General features: G+C 62.9%; 8 protein-coding genes and 3 pseudogenes. 7 read left to right on the top strand and 4 right to left on the bottom strand.

Features of this window, described 5'->3' with window-relative positions; translation table 11 throughout:
- Window positions 1-517 precede the first annotated feature (517 nt).
- The gene (locus tag QZY67_RS11485; protein WP_295370436.1) at window positions 518-3,151 is read left to right on the top strand and encodes a cation-translocating P-type ATPase; all 2,634 of its coding nucleotides are present in this window, start codon (window positions 518-520) and stop codon (window positions 3,149-3,151) included.
- Window positions 3,152-3,212: 61 nt separating this feature from the next.
- On the opposite strand, the gene QZY67_RS11480 is transcribed toward QZY67_RS11485, so the two are convergent.
- Window positions 3,213-3,539: a helix-turn-helix transcriptional regulator gene (locus QZY67_RS11480; RefSeq protein WP_294536262.1), complete on the bottom strand. Its 327-nt coding sequence runs from the start codon at window positions 3,537-3,539 to the stop codon at window positions 3,213-3,215.
- A 193-nt stretch (window positions 3,540-3,732) separates the two neighbouring features.
- Here QZY67_RS11480 and QZY67_RS11475 point away from each other — a divergent pair, with 193 nt between their 5' ends.
- Entirely contained in the window at window positions 3,733-4,128 is a 396-nt protein-coding gene (locus QZY67_RS11475) for a TM2 domain-containing protein (RefSeq protein ID WP_294536515.1), read from the top strand.
- A 53-nt stretch (window positions 4,129-4,181) separates the two neighbouring features.
- Here the strand turns inward: QZY67_RS11475 and QZY67_RS11470 are convergent, their stop codons facing one another.
- From QZY67_RS11470 to proB, 3 genes and pseudogenes are all read right to left on the bottom strand, one after another.
- Window positions 4,182-4,589 carry a hypothetical protein gene (locus QZY67_RS11470; protein ID WP_294536517.1) on the bottom strand — a complete coding sequence of 136 codons (408 nt, stop codon included), beginning with the start codon at window positions 4,587-4,589 and terminating at the stop codon, window positions 4,182-4,184.
- 127 nt (window positions 4,590-4,716) lie between these two features.
- Window positions 4,717-5,941: pseudogene (locus QZY67_RS11465) on the bottom strand (glutamate-5-semialdehyde dehydrogenase).
- A 54-nt stretch (window positions 5,942-5,995) separates the two neighbouring features.
- Window positions 5,996-6,817 carry a glutamate 5-kinase gene (gene proB / locus QZY67_RS11460; protein WP_294536521.1) on the bottom strand — a complete coding sequence of 274 codons (822 nt, stop codon included), beginning with the start codon at window positions 6,815-6,817 and terminating at the stop codon, window positions 5,996-5,998.
- Between the two features lie 287 nt (window positions 6,818-7,104).
- On the opposite strand from proB, the gene QZY67_RS11455 reads away from it, so the two are divergent.
- The 5 genes and pseudogenes from QZY67_RS11455 to eno form a co-directional block, all read left to right on the top strand.
- Complete coding sequence (locus QZY67_RS11455) at window positions 7,105-7,596, top strand: tRNA (cytidine(34)-2'-O)-methyltransferase (RefSeq protein ID WP_294536523.1); 492 nt, start codon at window positions 7,105-7,107, stop codon at window positions 7,594-7,596.
- Window positions 7,593-8,797 (top strand): annotated as a pseudogene (locus QZY67_RS11450) (phosphoglycerate kinase). The gene QZY67_RS11455 and the pseudogene QZY67_RS11450 overlap by 4 nt, the downstream one beginning before the upstream one ends.
- A gap of 448 nt (window positions 8,798-9,245) precedes the next feature.
- Window positions 9,246-10,019 carry a triose-phosphate isomerase gene (gene tpiA / locus QZY67_RS11445; protein WP_295370431.1) on the top strand — a complete coding sequence of 258 codons (774 nt, stop codon included), beginning with the start codon at window positions 9,246-9,248 and terminating at the stop codon, window positions 10,017-10,019.
- Window positions 10,020-10,414: 395 nt separating this feature from the next.
- Window positions 10,415-11,935, top strand: a complete 1,521-nt coding sequence (gpmI, locus tag QZY67_RS11440; protein ID WP_295370430.1) for a 2,3-bisphosphoglycerate-independent phosphoglycerate mutase — start codon at window positions 10,415-10,417, stop codon at window positions 11,933-11,935.
- Between the two features lie 105 nt (window positions 11,936-12,040).
- Window positions 12,041-12,522 (top strand): annotated as a pseudogene (gene eno, locus QZY67_RS11435) (phosphopyruvate hydratase); the annotation flags it as partial.

The following is a 12,522-nucleotide window of genomic DNA, read 5'->3' as shown; positions in this document are numbered from 1 at the left end:
CCCAGAAGAGGAAGCCTCGCAGAGTTCCGTCATCCGCAGATGACGGAATCAAATGAAAATCCGTCATTTTCGGGGACATGCGCCTCGAAAATGACACTTTGCATGAAATTTTTTCCGACAATTTCCTCAGAAATCGAGGTGAAAATTTCATGAAGCCCCTTCGGAAAAGTGGCGGAAGCCACTTTTTCGACAGCCTGAAAACACCCGAAAAGCCCCGGCCTTTCAGCCGGGGCTTTTCGGGTGTGTGTTTTTCTGCAAAGGTGTTGGAGAGGGATTGGTTGTGTTGGGAGGATTTAAATCGTTCTTCCTGAATCCGATATCATCATAACCAATAATTAAGGCCAAATCATGAAGCCTTTGTGAATAATTTATGAATTACACGAAAAGACTAAATTGTTACCTTAATATCCCAATTTTTTGTTCAGATAGGGATTGACACCTCTATAAAAAGGATAGTATAATTCACCCAAGGAAATTTCATTTACCTTATGAAAACAAAAAATGAAGGTGAACAGACATGGATACAGAAAAACAGCGCTGGCATACGCTGGAGAGAGCGCAGGCGCTCTCGTCCCTGAAAAGCGACCAGCATCGGGGACTGTCGGGGACCGAGGCGGCGGAGCGCCTGGAAAAGTACGGCCCCAACGCCCTGAGCGAGGGCAAGAAGAAGACTGTGCTCCAGGTGTTCCTGGAGCAGTTTAAGGACCTGATGGTGATGATCCTCATCGCCGCGGCCCTCATCTCCCTGGCCACCGGTGAGGCGGAGAGCACCATCGTCATTTTCGCGGTGCTCATTCTCAACGCCGTGCTGGGCACGGTGCAGCATTTCAAGGCGGAGAAATCCCTGGAGAGCCTGAAGGCAATGTCGGCGCCCAGCGCCAAGGTGATACGGGACGGCGCGCGCACCACCGTGCCCTCTGCTCAGGTGGTTCCCGGCGATATTGTGGAGCTGGAGGCCGGCGACATGGTGGTGGCCGACGGCCGGATTCTGGAGAACTACTCCCTGAAGGTCAATGAGAGTTCTCTCACCGGCGAGAGCGAGGCGGTGGAGAAGACCGACGAGGTCATTCCCCAGGCTGATGTGGCCCTGGGCGACCGGAAGAACATGGTGTTCTCCGGTTCCCTGGTGACCTATGGCCGGGCGGTCTTTGTGGTCACCGGCACGGGCATGGACACGGAGCTGGGCAAGGTGGCCGCCCTGATGAACCAGACCCAGCAGCGCAAGACCCCCCTCCAGCAGAGCCTGGACAATTTCTCCAAGAAGCTGGCCATTATCATTATGGTCATCTGCGCCCTGGTGTTTGGGCTGTCCCTGTACCACCAGAAGCCCATCCTGGACGCCCTGATGTTTGCCGTGGCTCTGGCCGTGGCCGCCATCCCCGAGGCCCTGTCCTCCATCGTCACCATTGTTCAGGCCATGGGCACTCAGAAGATGGCCCGGGAGAACGCCATCATGAAGGACCTGAAGGCGGTGGAGACGCTGGGCGCTGTGTCCGTCATCTGCTCGGACAAGACGGGCACCCTGACCCAGAACAAGATGACCCCCCAGAAAATCTATGCCGACGGCATGCTGCTGGACAGCGAACAGATGGACCTGGCCAACGATGTGCAGCGCCTGCTGCTGAAGGAGGCCCTCCTGGCCAGCGACGCCACCACCGATAAGGAGACCGGCGCCGAGATTGGCGATCCCACCGAGGTGGCACTGGTTATGCTGGGCGACCGCATCGGCGTGAACGAAGTGAGCTACCGGAAGCAGCACCCCCGCCTCAGCGAGCTGGCCTTTGACTCCGACCGGAAGCTGATGAGCACGCTCCACAACATCGAGGGCGTGCCCACCATGTACACCAAGGGCGCAATCGACACCCTGCTGGACCGCTCGACCTGGCTCCTCACCAGTCAGGGCAGGGTGGAGATGACCGAAGCGCGCCGGGCGGAGATCGCCCGGGTGAACATGGAGCTGTCAGAGCAGGGCCTGCGTGTCCTCTCCTTCGCCTGCAAGGAGCTGGAGTCAGTCCGCTCTCTGGCGCTGGAGGACGAGCGGGACTTCACCTTTGTGGGCCTCGTCTCCATGATTGACCCGCCCCGGCCCGAGGCCATCAAGGCCGTAGCCGACGCCAAGCGGGGCGGTATCCGCACCATTATGATCACCGGCGACCACAAGGTCACCGCCTCCGCCATTGCCCGGCAGCTGGGTATCTTTCAGGACGGGGATGAGGCGCTCTCCGGCGTGGAGCTGGACGCCATGAGCGACGATGAGCTGGACCGGCGTCTGGAGAAGATCTCGGTCTACGCCCGGGTGTCCCCGGAGAACAAGATCCGCATTGTGGGGGCCTGGCAGCGGAAGGGCCGCATTGTCTCCATGACCGGCGACGGCGTCAACGACGCCCCCGCCCTCAAGGCCGCCGATATCGGCGTGGCCATGGGCATCACCGGCACCGAGGTCAGCAAGGACGCCGCGTCCATGATCCTCTCTGACGACAACTTCGCCACCATCGTCAAGGCGGTGGTCAACGGCAGGGGCGTGTATACCAACATCAAAAACGCCATCAATTTCCTCCTGTCGGGCAATATGGCGGGCATCTTCAGCGTGCTCATCTGCTCCATCGCCAACCTGCCCACACCCTTCGCGGCGGTGCACCTGCTGTTCATCAACCTGCTCACCGACTCCCTGCCCGCCATCGCCATCGGCGTGGAGCCCGCGGGAGACGGCCTGCTGGACCAGAAGCCCAGAGACCCCAAGGAGCCCATCCTCAACCGCTCCCTCCTCGTCCGCATTATGACCTACGGCGCGCTCATCGCCGCCGCCACCATGGCCGCCTTCTTTGTGGGCCTGAACAATGGCGGGGACGCCCTGGCCATGACCATGGCCTTCGCCACGCTGACCCTGGCCCGGCTGTTCCACGGCTTCAACTGCCGGGGCGAGGCCTCCCTGTTCCGCCTGGGCCTGACCACCAACCGGGCCAGCCTGGGCGCCTTTGCCGCCGGCGTGGTGCTCCTGGCCGCGGTGCTCTTTATCCCCGGCCTGACCGGCCTGTTCCAGGTGGCTCCCCTCACCCTGTCCCTGCTGGGTACCATCGTGGGGCTGGCCTTTGCGCCCACCCTGGTCATCCAGGTGTGGAAGGTCATCCGGGACGCGGCGCGCAGACGATAAAAAACCCGGCTCTGAATCAAAAAATCGCCCCATCCGACCGGCAGTCGGATGGGGCGATTTTTTATAAAGATTGCTGAGAGAGCCAGTCCAAAAAGCTGTCAACCAGGGAGAGCTGCCGGGGGCTCATCCCCCGCAGCCGCTCGGCCACGGACCGCCAGGAGGCCTCCGTGCTCTGGACCGTTCCCACCAGAAATTCATCCGGCGTAGTGTCCAGCGCTGCGGCCAGGCGCATGATCACCTCTGTGGATGGTACGGAGATGCCGCGCTCAATATTTGAGAGATATTTATAGCCGATTTCCGCCCGCTCCTCCACATCCGACTGCTTCAGCCCCAGCTGCCTGCGGCGGTGGGCGATGCGGGTTCCAATCTTTTTGTAGTCCAATTCCATATGCAGAGCCCTCCCCCGGCTCAGTCATCTTTATCATATGAAATTGTGTGCAGTTATAAACGTGTTCCACATCGTAAATCCATCTTGACATATGAATTTGTATGATTTATAATCGAAAAAGGAGATAGACAGGTGGATCGGACAGGGACAGTACGTCTGCTCCTGCGATAAAGAGAAAGGTTGGAGAGAGCATATGTTTTGCAGAAATTGTGCCAACGAGCTGGACAGCAATGCGGCGTTCTGCGTGAAATGCGGCGTGAAGGCTGGCGACGGGAACCGTTATTGCCCCAATTGCGGCGCGGAAACGGCGGAAAACGCGGCGGTATGCACCAAGTGCGGCGTGGAGCTGAAAAAGGCGGCCGCCTCCGGGGAGCAGAAATCCAAAATGGCCGCAGGTCTGCTGGGGATTTTCCTGGGCGGCCTGGGCATCCATAATTTCTACTTGGGCAACACGGGCCGGGGTGTGATTCAGATTGTCGTGACCCTCCTTACCTGTGGCCTGGGCTCTGTCTGGGGCCTGGTGGAGGGCATTATGATTCTGACGGGCGCGATTAAGACCGATGGAAAGGGCAACCCCTTGAAGGAATAAAGAAGCAGACAGGACTGAAACGAGCCGTCCGGCCAATGGCCGGACGGCTCGTTTCAGTGCGGCTCGTTCCGCATCTCGCACCGGGCATGGACGTCCACATACTGGGACTCGGCCTGGACTGCCAGCTGCCGCCGGCCCGTCCCGCTCAGATCCAGCTCGGCGGGGAGGATGAAGCGGACTCCCTCCACCTGGACATCCATGGGCCGGGGGCTGTGGTGAGCGGGCAGGAGGAGGGTGCGCATCCCACGGGGAAAGGCCCGGCCCCCTCCGTCCAGCTCCAGCAGGGTGACGGCCACAGCGGTGCGGGTGTCGGGCGGGACGGCGGGCAGGGTGAAGGCAAACTCCACCACACAGCCGCCCGCGGCCGGGGGAATGGGCCCCAGATTATGCACCAGCAGCCCGTCCTGGGGGAGCGTCTCCACAGTGTGCCCGTGGGCGCGCGCTTCCTGGGTATGTTCCATAGCAGTGCCGCCTCTCGACAAAATTCATACGCCCTGACAGAGCGTATGTACCGATGAATCAGACGGCGGGGCGGCAGCACAGAAAAAAGCTGGAAGAGACGGGGGAACCGTCCCTTCCAGCTTATGCTCACCGCACCTGTCCGGTGCCGTAGATAACGTATTTGGAGCTGGTCAGCTCCTCCAGCCATCTTCTGGGTGGAGATGCCGATCTCCGCCCCCAGGCCGAACTCAAAGCCGTCGGTAAAGCGGGTGGAGGCGTTGACGTACACCGCCGCCGCGTCCACCTCGTCCAGGAAGCGCTGGGCGGCAAAGTAGTCGGCGGTGACAATGGCCTCCGAGTGGCCGGTGCCGTGGGCGGCGATAAAGTCCATGGCCTCGTCCTGGCCGCCCACCACCTTGACGGCCAGAATGTAGTCGCCGTACTCGGTGTCCCAGTCCTCCGGAACGGCGGGCACGGCCCGGGGCAGGATGGCGCAGGTCTCGGGGCAGCCCCGCAGCTCCACCTGCTTCTCCGCCAGCCGGGCCTGGGCCATGGGCAGGAACTCCTCCGCCACCGCCCGGTCCACCAGCAGGCACTCGGCCGCGTTGCACACCGAGGGGCGGGAGCACTTGGCGTTGTAAAGGATGTCGGCCGCCATCTGCAGGTCGGCCTTCTCGTGGACATAGATGTGGCACACCCCCACGCCGGTCTGGATGACGGGTACCCGGGCGTTTTCCACCACCGAGCGGATGAGCCCCGCGCCGCCCCGGGGGATGAGCACGTCCAGACACCCCGTCAGGCCCATCAGCTCCGCCGCGCTCTCCCGGCTGGTGCTGGCCACCAGGGAGACGCAGTCCATGGGCAGCCCGGCCGCCTGAAGGGCGTCCCGCATGATGGCCGCCAGAGCCATGTTGGAGTGGAGAGCCTCCTTGCCGCCCCGGAGGATGACCGCGTTGCCCGACTTGAGGCACAGGGCGGCGGCGTCCACCGTCACGTTGGGCCGGGCCTCGTAGATGATGCCGATGACCCCCAGCGGCACCCGGCGGCGGCCGATGATGAGCCCGTTGGGCCGCTTCTCCATCTTGGTCACCTGGCCGATGGGGTCGGGCAGGGCGGCCACCTGCCGCACGCCCTCCACAATGCCGGCAATCCGCTTCCCGTCCAGGGCCAGCCGGTCCTGAAGGGACGCCCGCATACCGCTCTCCCGGGCGGCGGCCAGGTCCTGGGCGTTGGCGGAGAGAATCTCCTCCTGCCGGTCCAGCAGCGCCTGGGCAATGGCCTCCAGCGCCCGGTTCTTCAGGGCGGCGTCCGCCACGGACAGCACCCGGGCGGCGGCTTTGGCGGCCAGACCCTGGCTCTCCAGAATTGTCATGTCAATCCCCCGTTTCTCCGCTTACGCGGTAAAATTTCTAATATGTATGCAGCGTTACTGCCCCTGCTTCCCGGCGGAGAAGCGGGTGCCGATGTCCTCCCCGGCCACAATGCCGTACAGGTCCTCCACCCGGGCGCCGTTGGTGATGACCATATCCACCCCGGCGGCCATGGCGATCTCAGCGGCATTGAGCTTGGTCTGCATGCCGCCGGTGCCCCGCCAGGTGCCCGCGCCCCCCGCCATGGCCCGCAGCTCCGGCGTCACCGCGTCCACATGGTGGATGAGCTTTGCGTCCGGGCTGCTGTGGGGATCGGCGTCGTAGAGGCCGTCGATATCGCTCAGGAGCACCAGCAGGTCGGCCCCCACCAGCCGGGCGACAATGGCGGACAGGGTGTCGTTATCGCCCAGGACCTTGCACTTGCCCGTCTCAATCTCGGCGGAGGACACCGAGTCGTTCTCGTTGACCACCGGGATAACCCCCAGCTCCAGCAGGGACTCAAAGGTGTTGTGCAGGTGCTCGGCCCGGACAGGGGCGTCCACGTCCTCGCCGGTCAGCAGGATCTGGGCCACCATCCGGTTGTACTCGCCGAAGAGCTTGTCGTACAGGTGCATGATGGCGCACTGACCGACGGCGGCGGCGGCCTGCTTCATCCGCAGCTCCTTGGGCCGCTCCTTCAGCCCCAGCTTGGTGGCGCCCACGCCGATGGCGCCCGAGGACACCAGAACAATCTCATGGCCCATGCCCTCCAGGTCGGACAGGGTGCGGGCCAGCCGGTCCATATTGTGCAGATTCAGCCGCCCGGTGTCGTGGGTGAGAGAGGAGGTGCCCACTTTCACCACAATTCGGAGGCGTTGTGTCTGAGTTTCCACGTTCATTCTCCTTAATCAATCATTTTCCAGCAGAAAAGCGCGAAATTTAGCTGATACTTAATGTGGGGCTGGATAGCTTTACCGCACAGCAAAGCGGAGCGCGGCCCTGTTACTGCCGATATTGTAGCACAACTTTTCACAACTATAAAGCATAAAACGCTCCGAAAACGAAACAACGGAGAATTGTTCAATAAAAAATGAATTTTTATGGGATTATCGACGTATTTGCTGTTGAAATTCTGCGGGATTCGATGTACAATAACACCGCTGTAAATGGGGGGTGGGCCGGATTTATGCTGAATCTTGTTCTGGTTGAACCGGAAATTCCGCAGAACACCGGCAACATTGCCCGGACCTGTGCGGCCACGCGCAGCCGCCTTCACCTGATCAAGCCCCTCGGGTTTGACATCTCAGACCGGGCGGTGAAGCGGGCCGGACTGGATTACTGGCACATGGTGGACCTGACGGTTTACGAAAATCTGGAGGACTTCTTCGCCCGTACCGGCGCGGAAGACCTCTGGCTTACCACCACCAAGGCTCCGCGCTCCTATGCGGAGGCGGAGTTCCGGGACGGGTGCTGGCTGTTCTTCGGCAAGGAGACGGCGGGCCTGCCCCAGGCGTTTCGTGAGGCCCACCGTGACCGGTGTATCCGCATCCCCATGCGCCCCGACGCGCGCAGCCTGAATTTGGCAAATTCCGTCGCCATAGTGACCTACGAAGCATTGCGCCAGTTAGAGTTCCCCGGATTGTCCGGGGAAGGAGAGATGAAAGGAGCTTTCGTATGAACTACAACAAGAAGACCGTGAAAGACATCGACGTCGCCGGCAAGAAGGTTCTCCTCCGCTGCGACTTCAACGTGCCCCTGGCCAAGGACGGCAGCGGCACCATCACCGATGACAAGCGTATCCGCGCTGCGCTGCCCACCATCCAGTACCTGCTGGACCAGGGGGCCGCCGTTATCGCCTGCTCCCACCTGGGCAAGCCCGTCGCCACCTTCGACTCCTATGTGAAGAAGCAGGCTGAGAAGGGCAAGGACCCCGCCTCCATCACCGAGGAGGAGTGGAAGAAGTCCCTGGCCAAGCTGTCCCTGGCCCCTGTTGCCAAGCGCCTGAGCGAGCTGCTGGGCAAGGACGTCATCATGGCCAAGGACGTGGTGGGCGAGGACGCCATGGCCAAGGCCGCCGCCCTCCAGCCCGGCCAGATCATGCTGCTGGAGAACACCCGCTTCGAGAAGGGCGAGACCAAGAACGATCCCGAGCTGGCCAAGAAGATGGCCTCCATGGCTGAGGTCTATGTGTCCGACGCCTTCGGCGCCGTGCACCGCGCCCACGCCTCCACCGCCGGCGTAGCCGACTACCTGCCCGCCGTGTCCGGTTTCCTGATTCAGAAGGAGCTGGAGATCATCGGCGGCGCCCTGGCCAACCCCAAGCGCCCCCTGGTGGCCATTCTGGGCGGATCCAAGGTGTCCTCCAAGATCGGCGTTATCAACAACCTGCTGGAGATTGCCGACACCATCATCATCGGCGGCGGCATGGCCTACACCTTCTCCGCCGCCCAGGGCGGCAAGGTGGGCGACAGCCTGCTGGAGGCCGACTGGGAGTCCTACGCTAACGACATGGTGAAGAAGGCCGCCGAGAAGGGCGTCAAGCTGCTCCTGCCCGTGGATACCGTGGTGGCCAACGCCTTCGCGCCCGACGCGGAGAGCAAGGTGGTCAAGACCGGCGAGATCCCCGACGGCTGGCAGGGCCTGGACATCGGCCCCGAGACCGTGAAGCTGTACTGCGACGCCGTGAAGGACGCCGGCACCGTCATCTGGAACGGCCCCATGGGCGTGTTTGAGTTCCCCGCCTTCGCCAAGGGCACTGAGGCGTGCAGCAGCTGGGCTATGCCGACAAGATGACCCACATCTCCACCGGCGGCGGCGCCTCCCTGGAGTTCATGGAGGGCAAGGAGCTGCCCGGCGTGGCCTGCCTGCTGGACGCTTAAACAATAGAGGCCGGGCAGCTCCATCGGGGTCCCCGCGAAAGCCCAGCGAAGCGGGTTTCGTGGGGAAAGGAGCCGCAGCGAAATGAGCGAGCTTTCGCCGTCAGGCGGAAGCGAGGGATATGGAGCTTGCGGCGACGCCCTTTCGGGGTCCCCGCCGAAGCCCAGCGAAGCGGGTTCGGTGGGGAGAGGAGGAGCAGCGGAGTGATTGCGCTTTCGCCCTGGGGCGGAAGCGAGAGATACGGAGCTTGCTCCGACGAGGCCTGCCTGCTGGCCGCCTAAACTTTTTAAACCGGGCAGTTCCCATGCGCCTCTGCCGACGCCTAACGGAGCGGGTTTGGCGGGGAGATACGGAGCTTGCTCCGACAAAATGCCCGATTCCCGCAGGGCGCGACGAGTCCGGCGCGCAGCCTGCGCAAAGTTTCACATATATGGAAAGGATTGAACTACAATGAACCGCCGCTACCGCAAGACCATCATCGCCGGAAACTGGAAGATGAACAAGACCCTCAGCGAGACCCGTGCCTTCGCCGAGGAGATCAAGCCCATGCTGGGTAAGCCCAAGTGGTGCGAGGTCGTTCTCTGCGTGCCCTATGTGAACATCCCCGCCGCCGTGCGCCTGTTCAAGGAGAGCCGCATTGCCATCGGCGCTGAGAACTGCCACTACGAGTCCCACGGCGCCTACACCGGCGAGGTTTCCGCCGAGATGCTCAAGGAGCTGGGCGTGAAGTACGTCATCATCGGCCACTCCGAGCGCCGCCAGTACTACAATGAGACCGACTTCACCGTCAATAAGAAGGTCCACGCCGCGCTGGAGGCCGGCCTGTACCCCATCGTCTGCGTGGGCGAGAGCCTGGAGCAGCGTGAGCTGGGCGTCACCATGGAGCTCATTGCCTATCAGGTGAAGGCCGCGCTGGCCGGCGTACCCGCCGACAAGATGCGCCATGTGGTCATCGCCTACGAGCCCATCTGGGCCATCGGCACCGGCAAGACCGCCACCGCCGAGCAGGCCGCCGAGGTCTGCGAGAGCATCCGCGTGGTCATCCGCAAGCTGTACGGCGCCCGGGTTGCCCGCGCCGTCACCATCCAGTACGGCGGCTCCATGAACGCCAAGAACGCCGCTGAGCTGCTCGCCCAGCCCGACATCGACGGCGGCCTCATCGGCGGCGCCTCCCTGAAGCCCGCCGACTTCACCACCATTGTCAACGCTGCCAATCAGGAGTAAGAGGAAGCGCTGAGCACCCGGGAGCAGGCGGGTAAGACCCCGGAGCGGAGCAAACGGACCGCAGACCCCGAAGGGGGCGGCGGCCGGCTTGCGCAGCCGGAGGGGCTTAGGCGCCGCCGCGGAGGGTGTAAAGCGTGACAGGAAGCGCTGAGCCGCCGAGCAGGGGAGGCTGGACCGGAGCGAGGGCCAAAGCCCAGGCACGCCGACAAAGAGAGGCGGGACGGGTTTGGCACGAGTCGGAGGGAAGGCGACCCGGCCGCGAGGCGAGCAAAGCGTGACAGGAAGCGCTGAGCCGCCAAGCAGGCCAAGCGTGACAAGAGGAGGCAGAGCGCGGCGGGACGGTATGGACCCGCTGCGCGCCGCCCCAATCTTACCTGAAGGAACTGAGGTTATTTATGAGTAAAACACCCACTACGCTTATCATTATGGATGGCTATGGTCTCCGCAGCGAGACCGAGGGCAACGCCATCGCCAATGCCCGCAAGCCCGTGCTGGACAAGCTGTTTGCCGAGAATCCGGTGAGCAAGCTGTCCGCCTCCGGCCTGGACGTGGGCCTGCCCGAGGGCCAGATGGGCAACTCCGAGGTGGGCCACACCAATATCGGCGCCGGCCGGGTGGTGTTCCAGGACCTGCCCCGCATCTCCAAGGCCATCAAGGACGGCGACTTCTTCCAGAACCCCGAGTATCTGCGGGCCATGGAGAACGCCAAGCAGGAGGGGCACGCCCTCCACGTGATGGGCCTGCTGTCCGACGGCGGCGTCCACAGCCACATCACTCACATCTTCGCGCTGCTGGACATGGCCAAGCAGCAGGGAGTGAAGGACGTCTATGTCCACGCCTTCCTGGACGGCCGCGACGTGCCCCCCGCCTCCGGCAAGGGCTATGTGGAGCAGCTGGCCGAGAAGTGCGCCCAGGTGGGCAACGCCCACATCGGCGTCATCTCCGGCCGCTTCTACGCCATGGACCGGGACAAGCGCTGGGAACGCCTGGTCAGGGCCTATGACGCCCTGGTGCTGGGCGAGGCCCCCTTTGAGGCCGACCCTGCCGCCGCCGTGCAGAAGTCCTATGACGCCGGCGTCACCGACGAGTTCGTGGAGCCCGTCATCTGCTGCAAGGACGCGGTCATCAAGTCCGGCGACAGCGTGGTCTTTATGAACTTCCGCCCCGACCGGGCCCGTGAGCTCACCCGCAGCCTGGTGGACCCCGCGTTTGACGGCTTTGAGCGGAAGAAGGGCTTCTTCCCCCTGACCTATGTCTGCACCACCGAGTATGACGCCACCATGCCCAACGTGACGGTGGCCTTCCCCCACCACGAGCTGAAGAACATCTTCGGCGAGTATATCTCCCGCCTGGGCCTGACCCAGCTCCGCATCGCTGAGACCGAGAAGTACGCCCATGTGACCTTCTTCTTCAACGGCGGCGCCGAGCAGGTGTTCCCCGGCGAGGACCGCTGCCTCATCCCCTCCCCCAAGGTGCCCACCTACGACCTCAAGCCCGACATGAGCGCCCGTGAGGTCACCGACGAGGCCGTGAAGCGCATTGAGAGCGGCAACTACGACGTGGTCATCCTCAACTTCGCCAACTGCGACATGGTGGGCCACACCGGTGTGTACGAGGCCGCCCGCCTGGCGGTTGAGACCGTGGACGAGTGCGTGGGCCGGGTTGTGGAGGCCACCCGCAAGATGGGCGGCGTGGCGCTCATCACCGCCGACCACGGCAACGCAGACCGGATGCTGGACGACGACGGCGTTACTCCCTACACCGCCCACACCACCAGCCTGGTGCCTTTCTGCATCGTGGGCGCCAACGTGAAGCTGCGTGACGGCCGTCTGGCCGATATCGCCCCCACCATGCTGGACCTGATGGGCCTTGAAAAGCCCGCCGAGATGGACGGCAACACCCTGATCGAGGCGTAAGCAGCACATCATTGTATGTTCGGGCGGTTTCTGCCGCCCTGACAGATAGAAGGTACGGCGGAAATACCGGAAGCCGTACCCCTAAAATGAAAGGAGTTTTTGAACATGAAGCAGATTATCGAGATCGTTGATGTTCTGGGCCGTGAGATTCTGGACAGCCGCGGCAATCCCACCGTTGAGGTCGAGGTCTACCTGGAGGACGGCACTGTTGGCCGTGCCGCCGTTCCCTCCGGCGCTTCCACCGGTATCTATGAGGCCTGCGAGCTCCGCGACGGCGACAAGAGCCGTTACCTGGGCAAGGGCGTCCTCACCGCTGTGAAGAACGTCAACACCGAGATCGCTGAGTGTCTGGTGGGCATGAACGTCCTGGATCAGGTGGCCATCGACAAGGCCATGATCGCCCTGGACGGCACCCCCAACAAGACCCGCCTGGGTGCCAACGCCATTCTGGGCGCCTCCCTGGCCTGCGCCAAGGCTGCCGCTGAGAGCCTGGGCACCAGCCTGTACAACTATATCGGCGGCGTCAACGCCAAGACCCTGCCCGTGCCCATGATGAACATCCTCAACGGCGGCGCTCACGCCACCAA

The sequence above is a fragment of the uncultured Pseudoflavonifractor sp. genome (assembly GCA_904419835.1).
GTDB lineage: Bacteria > Bacillota > Clostridia > Oscillospirales > Oscillospiraceae > Pseudoflavonifractor.
This window is presented reverse-complemented; position numbering and strand designations above follow the sequence as displayed.

Excerpts from the sequence above, each read along its gene's own strand:
- QZY67_RS11480 (WP_294536262.1), bottom strand. The coding sequence starts at position 3,539 with ATGGAATTGGACTACAAAAAGATTGGAACCCGCATCGCCCACCGCCGC.
- gpmI (WP_295370430.1), top strand. The coding sequence starts at position 10,415 with ATGAGTAAAACACCCACTACGCTTATCATTATGGATGGCTATGGTCTC.
- QZY67_RS11485 (WP_295370436.1), top strand. The coding sequence starts at position 518 with ATGGATACAGAAAAACAGCGCTGGCATACGCTGGAGAGAGCGCAGGCG.
- QZY67_RS11470 (WP_294536517.1), bottom strand. The coding sequence starts at position 4,589 with ATGGAACATACCCAGGAAGCGCGCGCCCACGGGCACACTGTGGAGACG.
- QZY67_RS11475 (WP_294536515.1), top strand. The coding sequence starts at position 3,733 with ATGTTTTGCAGAAATTGTGCCAACGAGCTGGACAGCAATGCGGCGTTC.
- tpiA (WP_295370431.1), top strand. The coding sequence starts at position 9,246 with ATGAACCGCCGCTACCGCAAGACCATCATCGCCGGAAACTGGAAGATG.
- proB (WP_294536521.1), bottom strand. The coding sequence starts at position 6,817 with ATGAACGTGGAAACTCAGACACAACGCCTCCGAATTGTGGTGAAAGTG.
- QZY67_RS11455 (WP_294536523.1), top strand. The coding sequence starts at position 7,105 with ATGCTGAATCTTGTTCTGGTTGAACCGGAAATTCCGCAGAACACCGGC.